At 66.7% G+C, this 21,205-nt stretch carries 19 protein-coding genes; 12 read left to right on the forward strand and 7 right to left on the reverse strand.

Annotated elements, in window-relative coordinates:
- Window positions 1-145 precede the first annotated feature (145 nt).
- From BM353_RS06485 to BM353_RS06495, 3 genes are all read left to right on the forward strand, one after another.
- Window positions 146-2,425 (forward strand): NADP-dependent malic enzyme, encoded by a 2,280-nt coding sequence (locus BM353_RS06485; protein WP_092078105.1) that lies wholly within the window; start codon window positions 146-148, stop codon window positions 2,423-2,425.
- Between the two features lie 124 nt (window positions 2,426-2,549).
- Entirely contained in the window at window positions 2,550-4,448 is a 1,899-nt protein-coding gene (locus tag BM353_RS06490) for a propionyl-CoA synthetase (protein WP_092078108.1), read from the forward strand.
- 148 nt (window positions 4,449-4,596) lie between these two features.
- Window positions 4,597-6,300, forward strand: coding sequence for a bifunctional diguanylate cyclase/phosphodiesterase (locus BM353_RS06495; protein ID WP_143104112.1), 1,704 nt, complete (start codon window positions 4,597-4,599; stop codon window positions 6,298-6,300).
- An 18-nt stretch (window positions 6,301-6,318) separates the two neighbouring features.
- Here the strand turns inward: BM353_RS06495 and BM353_RS06500 are convergent, their stop codons facing one another.
- Entirely contained in the window at window positions 6,319-7,083 is a 765-nt protein-coding gene (locus BM353_RS06500; protein WP_092078113.1) for an NAD kinase, read from the reverse strand.
- 135 nt (window positions 7,084-7,218) lie between these two features.
- Here BM353_RS06500 and glyA point away from each other — a divergent pair, with 135 nt between their 5' ends.
- Both glyA and BM353_RS06510 read left to right on the forward strand, forming a co-directional pair.
- Entirely contained in the window at window positions 7,219-8,514 is a 1,296-nt protein-coding gene (gene glyA, locus BM353_RS06505) for a serine hydroxymethyltransferase (protein ID WP_092078509.1), read from the forward strand.
- Window positions 8,515-8,610: 96 nt separating this feature from the next.
- Entirely contained in the window at window positions 8,611-9,369 is a 759-nt protein-coding gene (locus BM353_RS06510; RefSeq protein WP_092078116.1) for an alpha/beta fold hydrolase, read from the forward strand.
- A gap of 11 nt (window positions 9,370-9,380) precedes the next feature.
- Here the strand turns inward: BM353_RS06510 and BM353_RS06515 are convergent, their stop codons facing one another.
- From BM353_RS06515 to BM353_RS06530, 4 genes are all read right to left on the reverse strand, one after another.
- Window positions 9,381-10,367: a DUF3179 domain-containing protein gene (locus BM353_RS06515; protein ID WP_092078119.1), complete on the reverse strand. Its 987-nt coding sequence runs from the start codon at window positions 10,365-10,367 to the stop codon at window positions 9,381-9,383.
- Between the two features lie 130 nt (window positions 10,368-10,497).
- Window positions 10,498-11,067, reverse strand: coding sequence for a hypothetical protein (locus BM353_RS16875; protein ID WP_177220465.1), 570 nt, complete (start codon window positions 11,065-11,067; stop codon window positions 10,498-10,500).
- Between the two features lie 226 nt (window positions 11,068-11,293).
- Entirely contained in the window at window positions 11,294-11,926 is a 633-nt protein-coding gene (locus tag BM353_RS06525) for a peptidylprolyl isomerase (RefSeq protein ID WP_092078125.1), read from the reverse strand.
- Window positions 11,913-12,425: a peptidylprolyl isomerase gene (locus BM353_RS06530; protein WP_092078128.1), complete on the reverse strand. Its 513-nt coding sequence runs from the start codon at window positions 12,423-12,425 to the stop codon at window positions 11,913-11,915. The genes BM353_RS06525 and BM353_RS06530 overlap by 14 nt, the downstream gene beginning before the upstream one ends.
- A 145-nt stretch (window positions 12,426-12,570) precedes the next feature.
- Here BM353_RS06530 and BM353_RS06535 point away from each other — a divergent pair, with 145 nt between their 5' ends.
- Together BM353_RS06535 and BM353_RS06540 are read left to right on the forward strand one after the other, a co-directional pair.
- Window positions 12,571-13,761 (forward strand): phosphoglycerate kinase, encoded by a 1,191-nt coding sequence (locus tag BM353_RS06535; RefSeq protein ID WP_092078131.1) that lies wholly within the window; start codon window positions 12,571-12,573, stop codon window positions 13,759-13,761.
- 178 nt (window positions 13,762-13,939) lie between these two features.
- Window positions 13,940-14,869, forward strand: a complete 930-nt coding sequence (locus BM353_RS06540) for a class I fructose-bisphosphate aldolase (protein ID WP_092078134.1) — start codon at window positions 13,940-13,942, stop codon at window positions 14,867-14,869.
- 67 nt (window positions 14,870-14,936) lie between these two features.
- Here the strand turns inward: BM353_RS06540 and BM353_RS06545 are convergent, their stop codons facing one another.
- Window positions 14,937-15,494, reverse strand: a complete 558-nt coding sequence (locus BM353_RS06545; RefSeq protein ID WP_092078137.1) for a type 1 glutamine amidotransferase domain-containing protein — start codon at window positions 15,492-15,494, stop codon at window positions 14,937-14,939.
- A gap of 283 nt (window positions 15,495-15,777) precedes the next feature.
- Here BM353_RS06545 and BM353_RS06550 point away from each other — a divergent pair, with 283 nt between their 5' ends.
- The 5 genes from BM353_RS06550 to BM353_RS06565 all read left to right on the forward strand — a co-directional run bounded on the left by BM353_RS06550 (window position 15,778) and on the right by BM353_RS06565 (window position 20,151).
- Window positions 15,778-16,080, forward strand: a complete 303-nt coding sequence (locus tag BM353_RS06550; RefSeq protein ID WP_092078140.1) for an FtsB family cell division protein — start codon at window positions 15,778-15,780, stop codon at window positions 16,078-16,080.
- A gap of 112 nt (window positions 16,081-16,192) precedes the next feature.
- Window positions 16,193-17,260: a pyruvate dehydrogenase (acetyl-transferring) E1 component subunit alpha gene (gene pdhA, locus BM353_RS06555; RefSeq protein ID WP_092078143.1), complete on the forward strand. Its 1,068-nt coding sequence runs from the start codon at window positions 16,193-16,195 to the stop codon at window positions 17,258-17,260.
- Window positions 17,261-18,676, forward strand: a complete 1,416-nt coding sequence (locus BM353_RS06560) for a pyruvate dehydrogenase complex E1 component subunit beta (RefSeq protein WP_092078146.1) — start codon at window positions 17,261-17,263, stop codon at window positions 18,674-18,676.
- Window positions 18,677-18,804: 128 nt separating this feature from the next.
- Window positions 18,805-18,975 (forward strand): hypothetical protein, encoded by a 171-nt coding sequence (locus BM353_RS16880; protein ID WP_177220466.1) that lies wholly within the window; start codon window positions 18,805-18,807, stop codon window positions 18,973-18,975.
- 9 nt (window positions 18,976-18,984) lie between these two features.
- Complete coding sequence (locus tag BM353_RS06565; protein WP_092078149.1) at window positions 18,985-20,151, forward strand: dihydrolipoamide acetyltransferase family protein; 1,167 nt, start codon at window positions 18,985-18,987, stop codon at window positions 20,149-20,151.
- A 128-nt stretch (window positions 20,152-20,279) separates the two neighbouring features.
- Here the strand turns inward: BM353_RS06565 and cysE are convergent, their stop codons facing one another.
- Window positions 20,280-21,089, reverse strand: a complete 810-nt coding sequence (gene cysE, locus BM353_RS06570; protein WP_092078152.1) for a serine O-acetyltransferase — start codon at window positions 21,087-21,089, stop codon at window positions 20,280-20,282.
- Between the last annotated feature and the right edge of the window lie 116 nt (window positions 21,090-21,205).

Below are 21,205 nucleotides of genomic sequence, written 5' to 3' on the forward strand. Positions count from 1 at the left end.
GCCCGCGACGGACGCGAAAGTGACGCAAGGGGAAGCTCCGCGCAAACCACCCTTCCCCTCGGGCGCGAAATTGCTTAACGCTGCACCAAAGCGCGCCGCCCCGGACGCCAGCGCGCGGGACAAGACAGATGCCGGAAGGACCGAGATGAGCGATCAAACCAACGACACCGCCCGCAAGGCGGCGCTGGATTACCACGAATTTCCCCAGCCCGGCAAACTGGAGATCCGCGCCACCAAACCCATGGCCAACGGCCGCGATCTGACCCGCGCCTATTCGCCCGGCGTGGCCGAGGCATGCCTTGAGATCAAGGCCGATCCGGCCAACGCGGCGCGCTTTACCGGGCGCGGCAATCTGGTGGCGGTGGTCTCCAACGGAACCGCGGTGCTCGGCCTTGGCAACATCGGCGGGCTCGCGTCGAAACCGGTGATGGAGGGCAAGGCCGTGCTCTTCAAGAAATTCGCCGGAATCAATTGCTTTGACATCGAACTTAATGAGAGCGATCCGGAAAAGCTGGCCGATATCGTCTGCGCGCTGGAGCCCACCTTCGGCGCGGTGAACCTCGAAGACATCAAGGCCCCGGACTGTTTCATCGTCGAGCGGATCTGCAAGGAGCGGATGAACATCCCCGTCTTCCACGACGACCAGCACGGCACCGCGATCGTCGTCGGGGCGGCGGCGAAAAACGCGCTTTTCGTGGCCGGCAAAGCCTTCGAGGACATCAAGATCGTCTCCACCGGCGGGGGCGCGGCGGGCATCGCCTGTCTCGACATGCTGGTGAAGATGGGCGTCAAGCGCGAGAACGTCTGGCTCTGCGATGTGCACGGGCTGGTCTACGAGGGCCGCGCGGAGGACATGAACCCGCAAAAGGCCGCCTATGCCCAGGCCAGCGACAAGCGCACGCTGGATGAGGTGATCGACGGCGCCGATCTCTTCCTTGGCCTCTCTGGTCCCAACGTGCTGACGCCGGACATGGTCTCGCGGATGACGACCCAGCCGATCATCTTCGCCCTCGCCAACCCGTACCCCGAGATCATGCCAGATGCCGCCCGCGCCGTCGCGCCGGATGCGATCATCGCCACGGGGCGCTCGGATTATCCCAATCAGGTCAACAACGTGCTTTGTTTTCCCTTCATCTTCCGGGGGGCCCTCGATGTCGGCGCGACGGAGATCAACGACGTGATGAAGCTTGCCTGTATCGACGGGCTGGCCGAGCTTGCGCGCGCCACCACCAGCGCCGAAGCGGCCGAAGCCTATCACGGCGAGAGCATGAATTTCGGCCCCGATTATCTCATCCCCAAGGCCTTCGATCCGCGGCTTGTGAGCGTGGTCTCCTCGGCCGTGGCCAAGGCGGCGATGGAGAGCGGCGTGGCCACCCGTCCGGTCGAGGATATGGACGCCTATATCGAGAAGCTCAACCATTCGGTCTTCCGCTCTGCCCTGCTGATGCGACCGGTGTTCGACGCCGCTGCCACCGCCTCGCGCCGGCTTGTCTTTGCCGAGGGTGAGGACGAGCGCGTGCTGCGCGCGGCCCAGGCGATCCTTGAAGAGACCACCGAAAAGCCGATCCTCATCGGCCGGCCCGACGTCATCGGACAGCGCTGCGAGCGGATGGGCCTCACGGTGCGGCCGGGGATCGATTTCGAGATCGTCAACCCGCAGGATGACCCGCGCTACCGCGACTACTGGACCACTTATCACGAGCTGATGGCGCGGCGGGGCGTGACGCCGGATCTGGCCCGCGCGATCATGCGCACCAACTCCACCGCGATCGCCGCGATCATGGTCGAGCGCGGCGAGGCCGACAGCATGATCTGTGGCTGCTTCGGGCAATATCGCTGGCATCTCAAGTACCTGGAAGACATTCTTGGGCGCGGCGGCCTGCGTCCGCATGGCGCGCTGTCGATGATGATCCTCGAAGACGGGCCGCTCTTCATTGCTGACACCCACGTGCGCGACGAGCCGACGCCAGCGCAGCTTGCCGAGACCGTCATCGGCGCCGCGCGCCATGTGCGCCGCTTTGGCATCGAGCCGCGCATCGCGCTCTGCTCGCACAGCCAGTTCGGCAATCTTGATGGAGGAACGGGCCCCAAGATGCGGGAAGCGTTGGAGATTCTCGATTGCAAGGGCGTCGATTTCATCTACGAGGGCGAGATGAACATCGACACCGCGCTGGATTCCGCCATCGCTGACCGGATCATGCCCGGAAGCCGCCTTGAAGGCGCCGCCAACACGCTGATTTTCGCCAATGCCGACGCGGCCTCGGGCGTGCGCAACATCCTCAAGATGAAGACCAGCGGCATCGAAGTGGGGCCGATCCTCATGGGCATGGGCAACCGCGCGCATATCGTGACGCCCTCCATCACCCCGCGCGGTCTGCTCAACATGGCCGCCATCGCCGGGACCCCGGTCGCCACCTACGGGTAGCGGCGCGGGGCCCGATCCCGGGGGCCCGATCCGGGGGGGCGGCGATACGGCGCGCGCGGCTCTTGCCCCCCTGTCCGCCCCGGCCTACAACCCATGCGCAAGATCATGTCGTGGGGAGGCGGTCATGAGTTACAAGGATACTTACGCGCGCTGGAAATCGGACCCGGAGGCGTTCTGGCTGGAGGCGGCCCGGGCCATCGACTGGGATCGCGCGCCGAGCCGCGCCCTCGATGACACGCGCGCGCCGTTCTACAGCTGGTTCGCCGACGGGCGCGTCAACGCCTGCTACAACGCCGTCGACCGGCACGTGGCCGCCGGGCGCGGCGATCAGGTCGCGATCATCCATGACAGCCCCGTCACCAACAGCGTCACGCGCCTCACCTTCGCCGAGCTTCAGGACAGGACCGCCCGCCTCGCTGGCGCGCTCAGCGCGAAGGGCGTGGGCCTGGGCGACCGCGTCGTGATCTACATGCCGATGGTGCCCGAAGCGCTGGTGGCGATGCTGGCCTGCGCGCGGATCGGCGCGGTGCATTCGGTGGTTTTCGGCGGGTTCGCCGCCAAGGAGCTCGCGGTGCGGATCGACGACGCGACGCCCAAGGCGATCATCGCCGCCTCCTGCGGGATCGAGCCCAGCCAAGTGGTCCACTACAAACCCCTGCTCGACGGCGCGATCGAGATCGCGGCGCACAAGCCCGAGTTCTGCGTCATCCTCCAGCGCGAACAGGAGCGCGCGGAGCTGACCCCGGGCCGTGATCATGACTGGGAGGCCTTCGCGCTGAGCGCCGCGCCCGCCGACTGCGTCCCCGTGCCCGGCGACCACCCGGCCTATATCCTCTATACCTCCGGCACCACCGGCGCGCCCAAGGGCGTGGTCCGGCCGACGGCGGGCCATCTGGTCGCCCTCAACTGGACGATGAAACACATCTATGACGTGGCCCCCGGCGAGGTCTTCTGGGCGGCCTCGGATGTGGGCTGGGTCGTGGGCCATTCCTACATCTGTTACGCGCCGCTCATCCACGGCAACACCACGGTGGTTTTCGAGGGCAAACCCGTCGGCACGCCCGATGCCGGCACGTTCTGGCGGGTGATCGAGGATCATGGCGTCTCGGTGCTCTTCACCGCACCGACCGCCTTCCGGGCGATAAAACGCGACGATCCCGAGGCCGCGCTACTGGCGGGCTACGACATCTCCTCCCTGCGCGCGCTGTTCCTTGCGGGCGAGCGGGCGGACCCGGACACGATCCACTGGGCCGAGGACAAGCTCGGCGTGCCGGTGATCGATCACTGGTGGCAGACCGAGACCGGCTACACCATCGCCGGCAACCCGACGGGGATCGAGATGCTCCCCATCAAACACGGCAGCGCCACGGTCCCGATGCCGGGCTATGACATCCGCGTGCTCGACGAGGGCGGGCATGAGGTCGCGCCCGGCGCGCTCGGCGCGATCGCGATCCGCCTGCCGCTTCCGCCAGGGACGCTCTCGACCCTGTGGAACGCGGATGCGCGGTACGAGGCCTCTTACCTCACCACCTTCCCCGGCTATTATGAGACCGGGGATGCGGGGCTGATCGACGAGGACGGCTACGTCCACATCATGGCCCGGACCGACGATGTCATCAACGTGGCGGGCCACCGGCTCTCGACCGGGGGCATGGAGGAGGTGCTGGCGGGGCATCCCGACGTGGCCGAATGCGCGGTCATCGGGGTCGCCGATGCGCTCAAAGGACAACTGCCGCTGGGGCTGGTCTGCCTCAAGAAGGGCGCGGCGCGCGCGCATGACGAAATCGCGGCCGAATGCATCGCCAAGGTACGGGCCGAGCTTGGCCCCGTGGCCGCGTTCCGGCTCTGCGCGGTGGTCGACCGGCTGCCCAAGACGCGCTCTGGCAAGATCCTGCGCGGCACGATGGTCAAGCTCGCGGACGGGCTCGAGGTCGCCACACCGGCCACGATCGACGATCCCACCATCCTCGACGACATCCGCGCCGCCCTCGCTATTTTAGGGTACCCCAAAAGTCCAACCTGATCCGCCTTGGTTAACAACCTCTGAAAAGCGACTGTTTTAGAAAGGTTTTTCGCCGGAATCCGGCCATATTTCATGCGTTCGGCAACAAATCGTTAAGCTCTCGCCCGATAGGCTGGCGATGTCCGCAACAATTCGAGCCATTGCCGAGATGAGAGACACCGTCGCATCCCCCGGGGCCTTCCCCACGCGCCCGGACCTCGCGAGCACCATCGGCCGCGAGCTCACCGCCGTTTTGGCCGCCGCAACCGCCGTGACCCAGGCCAACGCCGCCAGCCTCACGCAGGGCGCCGGCCCGGAGATGGCCGAGCTGGCCCGTTTCGGCGAGGCGCAGACGCCCGGCGCCACCACGGATCGCCTCCCTGAACAGAGCCTCTCGCTCGATGCCGAGTTCATCTCCGATCTCACCCTGAACCTCTTCAACGCGCCGCGCATCTCTGCCGCCGGGGCCATGGCCCTGCGCGCGCTCTCGCTGCCCATCGCCCAGGCCTTGACCTTCGAGCGGCGCCAGCGCGAGCTCACCCGCCGCGAGACCGCCCTGTCACAGCAGCGCGCCGTGGTCGAACACGCCGCCCAATGCTGCGGGCTGACCGGTGTGCTCATGGCGACCCCGTTTCACAAGGAGGCGCAATGCCGGCTGGCCAAGGCCGACCGCGCCACGCTGCTGCACATCGACATCGACGATTTCCGCACCATCAACGATCGGCTCGGCCCCCGCACCGGCGATGACTACCTGCTCGCGCTGGCCGATGCGGTCAAATCGGTCGCCGGGACGGGCGCGCTTTCGGGCCGGATCGGCGATGACCGCTTCGCGCTTCTGCTCATCGACCAGACCCGCGGCACCGACGCGATCATCGCGCTGCTGCGCGAGGCCTATGAGGATGGCATTCACCCCCTCGGGTTTCCTGAGCTCGGGCGGCTGCGCATCGGCGTTGCCACGCGCAGGGATCGCACGCTCAGCTATGAGGATTTCAAGACTCAGGCCGACGTGGCGCTCGCCGCCGCCAAGGCCATGGGCCGCAACCAGACCGTGCATCACGAGCCCTCGCTCGACCGGCTCTACGATCACCGCGCCTTCCAGACCAGCTTTACCGACGCGCTGCAGAAGGGCGAGATCATCCCCTTCTTCCAGCCGATTCTCGACCTCGACACCGGCGTGCCCTACGGGCTTGAGGTGCTTGCGCGCTGGAAGATGCCCGACGGCGAGATCAAATCGCCCGCCGCCTTTGCGGGCGCCTTCTCGGATCGCTCCATCGCGCCGATGCTGACCCGCCGCATCGTCGACGGGCTGGCCCGCGCGCTGGAGGAATGGCACGTCCAGGGCGCCACCATCGGACAGGTCTGCCTCAACGTCACCGCCGCCGACGTGGGCGAGCCCGACCAGCTGCTCGACATCACCCATCAGCTCGCCGCCGCCGGTCTGCCCTCCACCTCGCTCACGCTGGAGATCACCGAAAATATCGTTCTGGAGGACCGCAAGGGCCAGATGCGCCGCGTGCTCCAGACCCTGCGCGATCAGGGCGTGCGCGTCGCGCTCGACGATTTCGGGACGGGCTACGGCTCGCTGGCGCACCTGAGCTCCTGGCCCGTGGACATCCTCAAGATCGACCGGCAGTTCGTCGAACGTCTGGCCCGCAGCCCGCGCGATCGTGAAATCGTCCGTGCGCTGATCTCGCTCGGCGCCAACCTCGGCCTCGACGTGGTCGCCGAAGGGATCGAGACGGACTGGCAGCGCCGATTCCTGTCCGAAGCCGGGGCCGCGCTTGGCCAGGGCTACCTCTTCGCCAAACCCCTGCCCGCCTCGGCCTATTTCGAATTCATCGCAGGCCAGACCAAGGGTCAGCACGTGAGCTGACGACCCGGGGGCTGCGGTTCAGACGAACTGCTCGCGAATGAGCCGCTCTTCGAGCCCATGGCCAGGATCAAAGAGCAAGCGGTGGCGCACACCGGGCTCCGAGTGGATCTCCACCGCCGCGACATTGCGCACCGACCGGCCATCCGCATCCGCCATCACGGGCCGTTTTTCGGACCCCAGCACCTCGAACCGCACGTGCGAGGTCTTGGGAATGAGCGCCCCGCGCCAGCGCCGGGGCCGGAACGCGGCCACCGCCGTCAACGCCAGAACATCCGCACCGATCGGCAGAATCGGCCCGTGGGCCGAGTAGTTATAGGCGGTCGAGCCGGCTGGCGTCGCCAGAAGCGCGCCGTCGCAGACAAGCTCCTCCATGCGCTGCCGCCCGTCCACGGTGATCCGCAGTTTGGCCGCCTGCGGGCCTTGCCGCAGGAGCGAGACCTCGTTGATCGCCAGCGCCTCCTGCACCGAGCCGTCGCGCCGCGTCGCGCGCATGTGCAGCGGGTTGACGACCTCCTCGGCCGCGGCCGAGAGCCGTTCGGGCAGCCCGTCCTCATGATACTGGTTCATCAGGAACCCCACCGTGCCCCGGTTCATCCCGTAAACCGGCGCGGGGTTGTCCTGCGTGGCATGGAGCGTCTGGAGCATGAACCCGTCGCCGCCAAGAGCGACAATCACATCCGCCCCCTCCGGCTGGCTCGCGCCATAGCGCGCTTCCAACGTCGCCTTGGCGGCCTGAGCAATGGGGGTGTCGCTCGCGAGAAATGCGATCCGGAGATCGGTCATGTGGCGGCCCTTCGCGTGGTCTACAGGCCCAGAAAGCACAATCGCGCCCCATGCGCCAGCGTGCCGCGCAACGGGGGTCTTCCGCATCCCGGGGTGTTGCGCTAGAGCAGGAGCACCAGATCGAGGAGTGTGATGATGGACGGCAAGATGGCAACGAACGGGTTTTTCACGCAATCCCTTGAGGAGCGCGACCCGGAGATTTTCGAAGCGATCACACTCGAGCTGGGACGCCAGCGCGACGAGATTGAACTGATCGCGAGCGAAAACATCGTCTCGGCAGCCGTCATGGCCGCCCAAGGCTCGGTCATGACCAACAAATACGCCGAAGGCTATCCGGGGCGGCGCTACTACGGCGGCTGCCAATATGTTGATATTGCGGAAAACCTTGCGATCGAGCGGGCCTGCAAACTGTTCGATTGCGCCTTTGCCAACGTCCAGCCCAACTCCGGCAGCCAGGCCAACCAGGGCGTCTTCACCGCGCTGCTGCAACCGGGCGACACGATCCTCGGCATGAGCCTCGACGCGGGTGGCCACCTGACCCACGGCGCGCGGCCGAACCAGTCCGGCAAATGGTTCAACGCGGTGCAATACGGCGTCCGGCGGCAGGACAACCTGCTCGATTACGACGAGGTGGCGCGGCTCGCGGCCGAGCACAACCCCAAGCTCATCATCGCCGGCGGCTCAGCGATTCCGCGGCAGATCGACTTCGCCCGGATGCGCGAAATCGCCGACAGCGTCGGCGCCTATCTACACGTGGACATGGCCCATTTCGCCGGGCTGGTCGCGGCGGGCGAGCATCCCTCGCCCTTCCCGCACGCGCATGTGGCGACGACGACGACGCACAAGACCCTGCGCGGCCCGCGCGGCGGGATGATCCTGACCAATGACGAGGCGCTGGCCAAGAAATTCAACTCTGCGATCTTCCCCGGCATTCAGGGCGGGCCGCTGATGCACGTGATCGCGGGCAAGGCGGTGGCCTTCGGAGAGGCGCTTCAACCTGAGTTCAAGGATTACATCAAACGCGTGATCGCCAACGCCAAGGCGCTCTCGGACCAGCTCATCAAGGGCGGGCTCGACACGGTGACCCACGGAACGGACACCCATGTGCTTCTGGTGGACCTGCGCCCCAAAGGGGTGAAGGGCAATGCCACAGAACAGGCGCTCGGGCGGGCGCATATCACCTGCAATAAAAACGGCGTGCCTTTCGATCCCGAAAAACCGACCGTGACCAGCGGCATCCGCCTCGGCTCACCAGCAGGCACAACCCGGGGCTTCGACGAAGCCGAGTTCCGCCAGATCGCGGATTGGATCGTCGAGGTCGTCGATGGGCTCGCGGCCAATGGTCCCGAAGGCAACGGCGCGGTCGAAGAGAAGGTGAAGGCCGAGGTGGCCGAACTTTGCGCCCGCTTTCCAATCTATCCCGCGCTGTGAGCAGGGAGCGTTTTCTGATCGATCAGAAAACGGGCCGGAAAATGATTGATCATTTTCCGGGGCGAGCGGTGAGCGCCTGAGCATGGGGGTGATCTGGTGCTGAACACGGTGAGACATGGCCGTCCGACCGAGCGGCCGCCGCTTTTGATTGTCCACGGGCTATTCGGCTCGGCGCGCAACTGGGGCGTCATCGCCAAGCGTTTGAGCGACAATCGCGAGGTCATCGCGGTCGATCTGCGCAACCATGGTCAGAGCCCTTGGTTCGACAGCCATGGCTATCCCGAGATGGCGGCCGATCTGGCGGAGGTGATCGAGGCCGAAAACGGGCCGGTTGATATCATCGGTCATTCCATGGGCGGCAAGGCGGCGATGGCTCTGGCGCTCACGCGGCCCGAGTTGCTTCGCCGGGTTCTCGTGGCCGATATCGCGCCGGTGGCGTATGGCCACAGCCAGATGGCGTATGTCGATGCGATGCGCCGGGTGGATCTTGGGCGGGTAAGCCGGCGATCGGATGCGGCCGAGCAGCTTGCGGCGCTTGGGGTCGCTCCGGCCTTGCAGAGCTTTTTCACCCAGTCGCTCGATGTGGGTGAAAAGCGTTGGTATCTCAATCTGGACGTACTCGCCAAAGAAATGCCCAAGATCCTGAGTTTTCCCGAATTCGCCGGCCAGTTCGACGGGCCGGTTCTGTTCCTGTCGGGCGGGACGTCGGATTATGTGTTGCCCGAGCATCGCCCTGTCATCCGGGCGCTCTTCCCAGCGGCGCGCTTTGCCAAGTTGCCCGACGCGGGGCATTGGCTTCACGCCGAAGAGCCGAAAGCCTTTGAGAAAACCGCCCGGATTTTCTTCGACGCCTGACCCCCGGGCGCTCAGTCCAGCATCCAGAGTCCCTCGGGCCAGAAGGCGTGAAACGCGAAGGCGAAGAGGATGTCGTGGGGGAGATCTCGCCCCTCTTCGTCGCGCACCCGGACGTTGCCTATATCGCGCCCGTCGGCGATCCGGCCCGTGTCGAGCGCGCTGGCCTGGCCTGATTCCCAGCTCAGGACCACCCCTGCGTCTTCCAGACGCCCGGCCTCGGCAAGGCGTGTGAGCGGCCAGGCGCGGTTGCCGACGCGAACGACACGGGCGAGCGCGGCGATCCCGTGAGGTGGCGGCTCGCCCGAGTAAAGGAAGGGGCGCTGGCTGCTATCATAGCCCGCGTAGGGGTTGCGGCCGTAGTCCCGAGTGTAGCCGGGTTGCTGCATCACCAGACCATCGGGGTTGCGCGCGGCGAAGCGGGCCCAACTTTCGACCCAGCTTGGCACGACGGTCAGATCGGTCCCGGTGAGTGCGCCGATGATGGCGCGGCCTTCGGCCTGTTGCCACCAGCTTTCGGTCTCGCGGTCATACATGATCATGTCGGAGTTGCGGAGCTTGCCGGTGACGCCGAAGGAGAGCGTGCCGCGGGCCACGCGGCGGTCAAAGGTGATGGATGAGTTGCACAAGGGGCAGAAGGTCACCGCGATCGGCAGGCCTCCGATTTCATCGTTCACGATTTCATGCCATGTCAGATAACGCAGGGGATAGGCGCGCGGGGTGTGGCCCTCGATTTCGACCGCGATTACGGGCTCGCGCGGGTCCAGATCCGCCGCGTCGCCGGTGCGCCCCATCTCTGGCGCGTCGAGCGCCGGGATGCCGTCTCTCGGTGGGCCGCCGGAGAGGATCTCGACCCAGTTCTCGACCTCTGTTCGCGTGAAATCGGTGTTTGGCCATTCATGGCGCCAGAATGTCGGATCGGCGCGGGCGGGCACGCTGGTCGACAAACTTGCCGAAAGGGCGAGAAGACAGATGGCGATGACGGGGCGCAAGGCGGGCATGGCGGGACCTCCGACGGGGCGGCTGTCACCTTGATGCCATGAAACGGGCGGTTTGCGGAAGGTTTTCACACGCGGCGTGTGATACGCGGCGCGCCGCAGAGGCGCGCCGACTTGCAGCAGAATTCTGCGATCAGGCCGATTTGCGGCGGCGCAGGGCGAATAGCCCGAACAGCGGTGCGGCGAGCAGCGGCAGCGCCGGCGGCAGCGGCACGGCGGCAAGATCGGGCGCGGGGGTGCGATCGGCATCACCGGCGGTATCTTCGCCCTTGTCGCCCCAGTCGATCATGCCGTCGCGGTCTGTCCCGTGCGACCAATCGCGATCACCATCGCGTTTGTCGTCATCCCGGTCACGATCCCCACCGCCGAACCAGTCTTTCCAGCTGTCGCCGAACCAATCGCCGTAGCGATCCTTGTCCGAGGAGCCGCGGCCGCGGTCCCGGTCGGACTCGACCGAGGAGGACCAGCCGCTCGACGACGCGGTGTCATACGAGCCGCCGCCGTAGGAGCTGCCGCCGTAGGAGCTGCCGTAGGAGGAGCTGCCGCCCGAAGAGCGGCCATAAGACGAGCTGCCGTAGCTCGATCCGTAAGAGGAGGAGCCGTAAGACGAGCTGCCGTAATGAGAATAGCCAACAGTGGTGGCGGACGCCGCCGACGCGAGGCCCGCGACAACAGCGGCTGGAACGAGAATGGAACGCAACACGATGAGATCAATCCTTACTTGTACACACGCCATACCGTGAACGGCGCTATCGATCAGATAGGCGTGCCTATGATGCCTTGCAGCGGTTGTCAGGATGTTTGATGGAATAACGTGGCGTAAATAAGGCGAAACCCGGGCAAATCCGCCCCAGTTTCCGAATTAACCTTGAAAAATCAGGGGGTCACCGACGCAATGTCGCGCCGGTGACCTGTGTCAAAGGCATGGCTCACTCGCCAATGCGGACCGATTCCATCACATCGGGGCGGCCCGTGACCGCGCCGTTGGGGCCCGCGCCGCGTTTGATCGCATCCACCACATCCATGCCCGAGACGACCTCGCCCACGGCGGTGTACTGCCCGTCGAGGTGCCGCGCGGGGGCGAACATGATGAAGAATTGCGAATTGGCGCTGTCGGGCGATTGCGAGCGGGCCATGCCCACGACGCCGCGCACGAAGGGCCGATCCGAGAATTCGGCCGGCAGATCCGGCAGATCCGAGCCGCCCCGACCCGCCATGCGCATGTCGCCGCCGATCCGGCCGAACTCCACATCGCCGGTCTGGGCCATGAAGCCGTTGATCACCCGGTGGAAGACCACCCCGTCATAGGCGCCGCTTTCGGCGAGCGCGCGCAGGCGGGCGGCATGGGCCGGGGCCACGTCGTCATAGAGCGCGATGGTGATCTCGCCCTCGGCCTCGCCGGCGACGGAAATCACCAGCGGCGCCGTCACCTCGGCGGGCGAGATGGCGGGCGCCGCGGCTTCCTGCGCCTGGGCGGGCGCGCGATCCTGTCCGAGCGAGGCGCCGATGATCAGCGCCGCCGCCCCGAGCCCGAAGAGGGCGAAGCGCTTAGTTATCCGCATCCGCCGCCACCTTGACCGAAACCATCCGATCGGGCGCCGCGGGCGGCTCGCCCCGGGCGATCGCGTCCACGTGCTCCATCCCCGAGATCACGCGGCCGTAGACCGTGTATTGCCCGTTGAGGAAATGGTTATCGGAAAAGTTGATGAAGAACTGGGAGTTGGCCGAGTTCGGGTTCTGGCTGCGGGCGGCGCCGAGCGTGCCGCGATCGTGGGGAATGCGGGAAAATTCGGAGGGCAGGTCCGGCAGGTCGGAGCCGCCGGTCCCGGCGCGGGCGATGTTGAACCCGTCTTCCATGTCGCCATGCGCCACGTCGCCGGTCTGGGCCATGAAGCCCTCGATCACGCGGTGGAAGCACACGTTGTCATAGGCGCCCGCGCGGGCGAGCTCTTTCATCCGCTCCGAATGGGCGGGCGCGATATCGGGCAGAAGCTCGATCACGACGGGCCCGTCCTTGATCTCGATGATGACAGTGTTTTCGGGGTCCTTGATCTCGGCCATTGGCGATCTCCTCAGCGGTAGCGGCGTCTGTTTCGGCGCGATACCTAGGGCGTTGGCGCGCGAAAGCCAAGCGGGCATTGACCGCGCGGGCGGCATGGGGGATGAACCGGGGTGAACCGTTAACGGACAACCAACGAGGGGCACCATGGCCTGGAAGACGCTGGACGAGATGGATCTGGAGGGCAAGCGCGTGCTGACGCGGGTGGACATCAATGTCCCCGTTGAGGATGGCGTGGTGACCGATGCGACGCGGATCGAGCGGGTATCGGCGACGGTGCAGGATATCCTGTCCAAGGGCGGGATGCCGCTGCTGCTGGCCCATTTCGGGCGGCCCAAGCGCAAGCGCGTGCCGGAGATGAGCCTTCAGCCGCTGGTGCCGGCGCTCGAGGCGGCCTTTGGCGCCGATGTGGTCTTTTCGGCCGATTGCGTCGGGCCCGGGGCGCTCGCCGCGGCGGAAGCGCTCCAGCCGGGGCAGATCCTGCTGCTGGAGAACACCCGGTTCCACCCGGGCGAAGAGGCCAACGACGCCGAGTTCGCGCAGCAGATCGCGGCCCTCGGCGATGTCTATTGCAACGATGCCTTTTCCGCCGCCCACCGGGCCCATGCCTCGACCGAGGCGCTCGCGCATCTTCTGCCGGCCTGTGCCGGGCGGCTGATGGAGGCGGAGCTCTCGGCGCTGGAAAACGCGCTCGGCAAGCCCGAACGGCCGGTGATGGCGGTGGTTGGCGGGGCCAAGGTCTCGACCAAGCTCGACCTGCTGGGCAATCTCGTGGAGAAGGTCGATCACCTGGTGATCGGCGGCGGGATGGCCAATACCTTCCTCGCGGCGCAGGGAATCGACGTCGGCAAATCGCTGGCCGAACATGAGATGACAGACACCGCGCGCGAGATCCTGGCCAAGGCCAAGGCGGCAGGCTGCGAGATCCTTCTGCCGGAGGATGTGGTCGTGGCGCGGGAGTTCAAGGCGGGCGCGGCGAACGAGACCGTGCCGGCCGATGAATGCCCCGCCGATGCGATGATCCTCGATGCCGGGCCGATGACCGTCGCCGCGATCGTCGGCGCGATGGATGGCTGCAAGACGCTGATCTGGAACGGCCCGCTCGGCGCCTTCGAGATCGAGCCCTTCGATGCCGCCACCAACGCCGCCGCCAAACACGCCGCCCGGCGCAGCCGCAAGGACAAGCTGACCTCGGTCGCGGGCGGGGGCGACACGGTCGCGGCACTCAACCGCGCGGGTGCGGCAAGCGATTTCACCTATGTCTCGACCGCCGGCGGCGCCTTCCTTGAATGGATGGAGGGCAAGACCCTGCCCGGCGTCGCGGCGCTCGGAGGCTGAAGCCGCTGGGGGCGCAACCGCCCCTTCGCTCGCCCGTATGCCGGCCCGGTTAACCTCAAACCGCATTGGTTGCGCTAACACTGTCCACGTTAGCGCAACCAGCTTTGCATCTTCCCCCCTGCCCGCTTATGCCACTGGTATCGGTCACTAATTTCTTTCCGAACCAGAGGACAGCATAATGAAATCCACCCGCGTCGTTCAGAAAATTCTCGCCAATTACGAGGGCGAGACGCCCGGTGTGAAGGCCAATCTCAACCGGATGCTGATGACCGGCAAGCTCGGCGGCACAGGCAAGATGATCATCCTGCCGGTCGATCAGGGCTTTGAACACGGGCCCGCGCGCAGCTTCGCGCCGAACCCCGCGGGCTATGACCCGCACTACCACTACCAGCTTGCCATCGACGCCGGGCTCAACGCCTATGCCGCGCCCCTGGGGATGATCGAGGCGGGCGCCGATACCTTCGCCGGCCAGATCCCGACGATCCTCAAGGTCAACTCGGCCAATTCGCTCATGTCCGGCACCGCCGGAAAGGATCAGGCGATCACCGGCTCGGTCGACGATGCGCTGCGCCTCGGCTGCGCGGCAATCGGCTTCACCATCTATCCCGGTTCGGATTGCGCGCTCGGCATGTTCGAGGAAATCTCCGCCATGCGCGAAGAGGCCGCGGCCAAGGGCATCGCGACCGTCATCTGGTCCTACCCGCGCGGCGAGGCGATTTCCAAGGACGGCGAGACCGCCATCGACATCGCGGCCTATGCCGCCCAGATCGCGGCACTCCTCGGCGCGCATGTGATCAAGATCAAGCTCTCGACCGACCATCTCGAACTCGGGGCGGCCAAGACCGTCTACGAAGAGCAGGGGATCGACGTCGCGACCCAGGCCGCGCGCGTGAAGCACTGCATGGACTCTGCTTTCGGCGGGCGGCGCATCGTGATCTTCTCCGGCGGCGCCAAGAAAGGCACGGACAGCGTCTATGACGACGCGCGCGCGATCCGCGACGGCGGGGGCAACGGCTCGATCATCGGCCGCAACACGTTCCAGCGCGAGCGGTCGGATGCCCTGGAAATGCTCGGCAAGCTCATCGATATCTACAAGGGCAAGGCCTGACCCTTACCGCACAAAAAAACGCCGGGGGGCTCTCCCCCGGCGTTTCACTCGTTACCAAACATCTCGGTCAGGCGGCGCGTTGGTGGCGCCCCTCTTCGACCTCTTCGACGATCTTGTCGACGAAGGCGGTCAGGTCTTCGGGCGAGCGGCTGGTGATGATGGCGTTGTCGGTCACGACGGCCTCATCGCGCCACTTGGCGCCGGCGTTTTCAAGGTCGGTGCGGATCGAGTTGTAGGACGTCATCTCGCGCCCGTCGACGATCCCGGCCTCGATCAGAAGCCACGGTGCGTGACAGATCGCGGCGATGGTCTTGCCGGCAGTGCAGAAGTCGCGGATGAGCGCGACGGCATCTTTGTTCACGCGCAGCAGGTCCGGGTTGATCTGCCCGCCGGGCAGGACCAGCGCGTCATAATCGCTCACGTTGACGTCGGCGAGTTTGAGATCGGCCTCGACCTCTTCGCCCCAATCCTTCTCGTTCCAGCCGCGGATGGCGTTGCCATCGGGCGTGGCCACGTGGACCATCGCGCCGCGCTTGGCGAGGTGGGTCTGGGGGACTTGCAATTCGGACTGCTCGAAGCCGTCGGTTGCGAGGATGAGGATCTTGGCGTCTGTGATCTTGGGCATGACGTCTCTCCTTTTCGGTCGGTTGAAGGCCCGGCGTCCCCGGGCCCGTTGTCGTCACAACACCGCGCCCAGGCTTTGCGTTCCATGCGCCCCAACGATCGCGGTCACGAAGCCGTGTTCGCCCGCGCCTCTGTCGCCCCGCCGCCTCCCCCCGTGGGCCAAATGCCACAGTTTCGCGCGGTTTTTTCGCGAAGGGATACCCAAGCCCCCCGTGCACCAGCATAGTCGGGGTCGGAACACCGCCCGGACACGCAATCAAGAGGCGGCGCAAGAGGCACAGACCATGGCAAGACCGCGCAGCAGCATCTCGCTCGGCTCGTTCATCTATTTCGGTATCGCCGCGCTCCTCGCGGTGTATTTCACCTTTTCCGCCGTGCAGGGCGATCACGGGCTCTTTCGCCGCGCGGTGATCGAGGCCGAGGCCGAGGCGCTTGACGCCGAGCTGGCCGGTCTGCGCCGTGAGGTGGCGCGGATGGAGAACCTCACCCGGCGCCTCTCGGACACCTATCTCGATCTCGACCTGCTCGACCAACAGGCGCGCGCCGTGCTCGGCATGATCCGCGCCGACGAGATCGTCATCCGCTGAGCCCGCGCCGCCGCCCGAAACCCCTTGCGTCAGGGGCGGGTGCCGATACTCTGATCCTGTCGGGGTAACGCGCGCGCGATCCAACGGGCCGCGCGCCAGCAGGGAGGACGCGATGGGAGCCGGTCAGACACCCCAAAACCCCGCAGAACGCCCGGCCAAAAGCCCGGCCGCCTCAGCCGGCCGCGCGGCTGAAGTGACGGTAGAAGGCGCGGCTCAAGCCACGGCGCTCGGCCTCTACCGCGAAATGCTCCGCATCCGCCGCTTCGAAGAAAAGGCCGGCCAGCTCTACGGCATGGGGCTCATCGGCGGCTATTGCCATCTCTGCATCGGGCAAGAGGCGGTCCCCGTCGGCCTCGAAGCGGTCGCCCGCTCCGACGACCGGCGCATCACGTCCTATCGCAGCCACGGCCTCATGCTCGCCTGTGGGATGGACCCGGCGCGGATCATGGCCGAGCTTCTGGGCCGCGCGACCGGCTATTCCGGCGGCAAGGGCGGCTCGATGCACATGGCCTCGCCGGCCCACGGGTTCTTCGGCGGCCACGCCATCGTCGGCGCGCAAGTCCCCATCGGCACGGGCCTCGCCTTCGCCGACCGCTACCGGGGCGAGGATCGGGTGAGCTTCGTCTATTTCGGCGATGCCGCGGCCAATCAGGGACAGGTCGCCGAGAGCTACCACCTCGCCGCGCTGTGGAAACTCCCGGTGATCTTCGTGATCGAAAACAACCAACACGGCGCGGATCTGCCCCCCGGCGGGGCCGCCGCCGCGCCCGACCTCCACAGCCGCGGCGCGGGCTACGGCATCCCCGGCGAAGCGGTCGACGGGATGGATGTCGAGGCGGTCATCGCGGCGGGTGCACGCGCCCGCGCCCACTGCGCCGCCGGGCGCGGCCCGGTGATCCTGGAGATGAAAACCTATCGCTATCGCGGCCACTCCATGGCCGACCCCGCGAAATACCGCACGCGCGAAGACATGCACCGCGTGCGCCAGGAGAAAGACGCCATCGCGCGGATCCGCGCCATGCTCACCTCGCGCCACGGGGTCAGCGAAGATGCGCTCAAAACCATCGACCGGGAGATCAAGGCAGAGGTCAGCGCCGCCGCCGAGACCGCTTGCGCCGCGCCTGAACCGGCCCGGGACGCGCTCATGCAGGATGTGCCAACCGGGGCGGAGACGATCTGAATGTCGGCGCGCACCGCAACGGACCTGGAAATCCGCCTGCCTGCCCTCTCGCCTACCATGGAATCGGGGCGGCTCGCGAAATGGTACGTCTCCGAAGGCGATCGCGTCGCGGCGGGCGATGTCTTGGCCGAGATCGAAACCGACAAGGCCACGATGGAATTCGAAGCCGAGACGCCGGGCACGATCAGCCGCCTTCTCATCCCGGCCGGTGGTGAGCCCATCCCCGTCGACACCGCGCTCGCCCTCTTCACGCCCGACACTCAACCCGCGACGCAACCGCCACGGGCGCCGGAAGCCGCCTCGGCGGCTGACGCGGGCAAGGAGGCGGCCCCCGCAGGGGGCTCCGACGCGCCTGCCCCTGCCGCGCCGCAAACCCCGGCCGCCCGCAAACCAGACACGAGCTGGCCCCAACCCGACTGGCCCGCCGCCACGCCGACCCGCCCCCAAACCGTCCGCGACGCGCTCCGCGACGCCTTGGCCGAAGAGATGCACCGTGACGCGGAGGTCTTCCTGATCGGCGAGGAGGTCGGCGAGCATCAGGGCGCCTACAAGGTCAGCCGCGGCCTGCGCGACGATTTCGGCGCTGCCCGCGTGGTCGACACCCCCATCACCGAACAGGGGTTCACCGGCCTCGCCATCGGCGCCGCCTTCGCGGGGCTGAAACCGGTCGTCGAGTTCATGAGCTTCGCCTACGCGCTCCCCGCCCTCGGCCAGATCGTCCAGTCCGCCGCCAAGGCCCGCGCAATGACCGGCGGCGCCCTCACCTGCCCGATCACCTTCCGCGGCCCCAACGGCGCCCCGCCCCGCGTCGCCGCTCAACACGGAACAGACCTCGCCGCCTGGGCCGCCCAGATCCCCGGCCTCAAAGTCGCGATGCCCTACACAGCCGCCGACGCCAAGGGCCTGCTCAAAGCCGCGATCCGCGACCCGGACCCGGTGATCTTTCTCGAACACGAGCTGCTCTACGGCGAGAGCTTCGATGTCCCAACCGGCATCGACCACATCCTCCCCTTCGGCCGCGCCGCCATCCGCCGCCCCGGCTCGGACGTGACTCTCGTCGCCGCTGGCCTCGCCGTGCGCCACGCCCTGCACGCCGCCGAGGCCCTCGCCGCGATCGGCATCTCCGCCGAAGTCATCGACCTGCGCTCCCTGCGCCCCATCGACTATGACACCATCCTCGCCAGCCTGCGCAAAACCAATCGCTGCGTGACCGTCGAAGAGGGCTGGCCGGTGGCCTCCCTCGGCGACCACCTCGCCGCCCGCATCACACAGCGCACCTTCGACTGGCTCGACGCCCCCGTCCTGAGCGCCACCGGCGAAGATATCCCTCTGCCCTATGCGGCCAATCTCGACAGCCTCGCCCGCGTCTCGGTTGAGAAGATCGTCGCCCTCGCGCGCCAAACATGCTATAAATAAGGCGATTTCAGCCCGTCCGCCCGGGCTCGCGCCGCGCGGATACCTTCGCCCTTGCGGTCGATTGCCCCGACCGGAGCGCGTTCTTCGCCATCACCTTCAATCTCGGCACGCTCGTTATCGCATGCGCCGTGCCATTCGTCTCGCTGCTTCAAACTGCCAGTTTTTCCGATTTCCCGAGCACGGAACGCCCGGCCATCGCGCGGGCACAGGGGCTCGCCATCGCCGCTTTCGTGGGCTTCGGCGCGCTTGTGCAGATGATCCTCGCCACAACGCTTGCCAGCTCATTCGATCCGCCCTAGAGCCGAGACATGCCGCGTGACATCCTCATGCCCGCCCTTTCGCCGACGATGACAGAGGGCCGCCTGCTGCGCTGGTGCGTTCGCCCCGGGGCGCGCGTGGCCAAGGGCGCGCCGCTCGCCGAGATCGAGACCGACAAGGCAGTGATGGAATTTGACGCTCCCGAGACCGGAATAATCACCGAACTGCACGTTCCCGAAGGCCCCGCGCCGATCCCCGTGCACCGCGTCATCGCCCGACTTGACCCCGTTCCCGCCGCGCCCGAGATCACGACAGTGATCGCGGCGGCCAAGGAGGCGGCTCCCGCAGGGAGCTCCGACGCGGTCGCTCCTCTGGAAAGCTCTGATATCCCAAGGGTTTTTGCCTCCCCCCGCGCCCGGCGTTTGGCGGCTGAAACGGGTCGGGCACTGGCCGAGCTCGCGGGCACCGGTCCAGGGGGGCGGATCATCGCTGCGGATCTGGAGGCGTCCGAGCCGGCTCGCCGTTCCGCGCCAACCACACCGCCGCTCGATCCGATGCGCCGCGCCATCGCCGCGCGGGTCAGCGCCGCGCAGCGCGACGTGCCGCAGATCCACCTGCGCCGGCGTGTGACGGTCGATGCGCTCCTCGCCCTGCGCGACGCCGCCAACGCGACCCGGTCCAAAGGCACGGCCCACGCAACGCTCACCGCCTGCATCGCCCGCGCCGCAGCGATGGCCTTGCGCGATCACCCCAGACACCGCGCGATCTGGGCTGGCGACCGGATCACCCGCCTGCCCGGCTGCGACATTGCCGTCGCCGTGGCCCATGGGGATGACCTGACCACACCGGTTCTGCGCGCAGCGGATGAAGGGCCCCTCGCCCGTCTCGCCGCCGCGCTCAACGACACCGTCTCCCGAGCCCGGGCGCGCCGCCTGACTCCGGCGGAAATGGACGGCGGGAGCTTCATTCTCTCCAACCTCGGCATGTTCGATGTGGAAAGCTTTGATGGGTTGCTCACCCCGCCCCGCTCCGCACTTCTGTCGGTGGGCGCTTGCCGCCCCGTCGCGCGGCCCGATGGCGCTGGTGGGATCGATTGGGTCACGCAAATGGCTCTGACTCTGACGCTGGATCACCGGGTGATCGACGGCGCTCCCGGCGCGCGCCTACTGGCGGAGATCGCCCGCAATCTGGAAGAGCCCGAACGCATCTTTTCATGACACAGAGGCGGGCATCACGGCGGATTTCGCCATCAAACACAGGAATTCCGAGAGGTATAAACTCTCGGAATTATTTATATATCCAAGCGGGTTATCAAGCGAACTTAAGTCATCACCTTAAGTTCGGGTCAGTGTGCGCCGCCCACCAAATGGTTCATCGACACCGACGGCTGCTCGCACCCGGCCTCGCCCACGATCTTGGCTGGAACGCCCGCGACGGTCTTGCAAGGCGGCACCTCGTGCAGCACCACAGAGCCCGCCGCGATCCGCGAGCAGGCCCCGACGCGGATGTTGCCAAGTACCTTGGCCCCCGCGCCAATGAGGACGCCATCGCCGATTTTCGGGTGGCGGTCTTCGTGTTCCTTGCCGGTCCCGCCGAGCGTCACCGAATGCAGCATTGAAACATTGTCGCCCACGACCGCGGTCTCGCCGATGACGATGGAGTGGGCGTGGTCGATCATGATCCCCTTGCCGATGCGCGCAGCAGGGTGGATGTCGACGCCGAACACCTCGGAGACACGCATCTGGATCATGTAGGCCAGATCGACGCGCTTTTGTGTCCAGAGCCAGTGACCGACGCGATAGGCCTGCAACGCCTGAAACCCCTTGAAGTAGAGCAGCGGCTGCAAGAACCGAAGGCAGGCGGCATCGCGTTCGTTCACCGCGACGATATCGGCCCGCGCGGCCATGGCGATTCCAGGGTCCGCCGCGAGCGCCTCGTCCGCGATTTCGCGCAAGAGCTGTTCGGGAAGTTCGGTCGCCGCGAGCTTCATCGCGAAACGATACGCCAGCGCCTGTTCGAGCGTGCGGTGGTGCAGCACGGTGGCATGCAGAAGCCCGCCCAGGAGCGGCTCGGTCTCAAGCGCTTCGCGGGCCTCGCGCCGGATGCGATCCCAGACCGGATCAATCTCGGCGGGGTAACTTTGGGTTTTTGCCATGGTGCGAGTCCCTGCTGCGTGGCCTGGAGCATAGCAAATAGCGCCTCGCATCGAAAATGCAAACCTTCGGACTAGCTCGCATATCTGGCCCAAAACGCAAAAAAGCCGCCCCCCGG

The sequence above is a fragment of the Poseidonocella sedimentorum genome (assembly GCF_900116005.1).
Lineage (GTDB): Bacteria > Pseudomonadota > Alphaproteobacteria > Rhodobacterales > Rhodobacteraceae > Poseidonocella > Poseidonocella sedimentorum.

Bases quoted from the DNA above. Each gene is read 5' to 3' on its own strand.
- glyA (WP_092078509.1), top strand. From the start codon at position 7,219: ATGGACGGCAAGATGGCAACGAACGGGTTTTTCACGCAATCCCTTGAG.
- cysE (WP_092078152.1), bottom strand. From the start codon at position 21,089: ATGGCAAAAACCCAAAGTTACCCCGCCGAGATTGATCCGGTCTGGGAT.
- pdhA (WP_092078143.1), top strand. From the start codon at position 16,193: ATGGGAGCCGGTCAGACACCCCAAAACCCCGCAGAACGCCCGGCCAAA.
- BM353_RS06565 (WP_092078149.1), top strand. From the start codon at position 18,985: ATGCCGCGTGACATCCTCATGCCCGCCCTTTCGCCGACGATGACAGAG.
- BM353_RS06500 (WP_092078113.1), bottom strand. From the start codon at position 7,083: ATGACCGATCTCCGGATCGCATTTCTCGCGAGCGACACCCCCATTGCT.
- BM353_RS06560 (WP_092078146.1), top strand. From the start codon at position 17,261: ATGTCGGCGCGCACCGCAACGGACCTGGAAATCCGCCTGCCTGCCCTC.
- BM353_RS06495 (WP_143104112.1), top strand. From the start codon at position 4,597: ATGAGAGACACCGTCGCATCCCCCGGGGCCTTCCCCACGCGCCCGGAC.
- BM353_RS06525 (WP_092078125.1), bottom strand. From the start codon at position 11,926: ATGCGGATAACTAAGCGCTTCGCCCTCTTCGGGCTCGGGGCGGCGGCG.
- BM353_RS06490 (WP_092078108.1), top strand. From the start codon at position 2,550: ATGAGTTACAAGGATACTTACGCGCGCTGGAAATCGGACCCGGAGGCG.
- BM353_RS06545 (WP_092078137.1), bottom strand. From the start codon at position 15,494: ATGCCCAAGATCACAGACGCCAAGATCCTCATCCTCGCAACCGACGGC.
- BM353_RS06515 (WP_092078119.1), bottom strand. From the start codon at position 10,367: ATGCCCGCCTTGCGCCCCGTCATCGCCATCTGTCTTCTCGCCCTTTCG.
- BM353_RS06550 (WP_092078140.1), top strand. From the start codon at position 15,778: ATGGCAAGACCGCGCAGCAGCATCTCGCTCGGCTCGTTCATCTATTTC.
- BM353_RS06530 (WP_092078128.1), bottom strand. From the start codon at position 12,425: ATGGCCGAGATCAAGGACCCCGAAAACACTGTCATCATCGAGATCAAG.
- BM353_RS06540 (WP_092078134.1), top strand. From the start codon at position 13,940: ATGAAATCCACCCGCGTCGTTCAGAAAATTCTCGCCAATTACGAGGGC.
- BM353_RS06485 (WP_092078105.1), top strand. From the start codon at position 146: ATGAGCGATCAAACCAACGACACCGCCCGCAAGGCGGCGCTGGATTAC.
- BM353_RS06535 (WP_092078131.1), top strand. From the start codon at position 12,571: ATGGCCTGGAAGACGCTGGACGAGATGGATCTGGAGGGCAAGCGCGTG.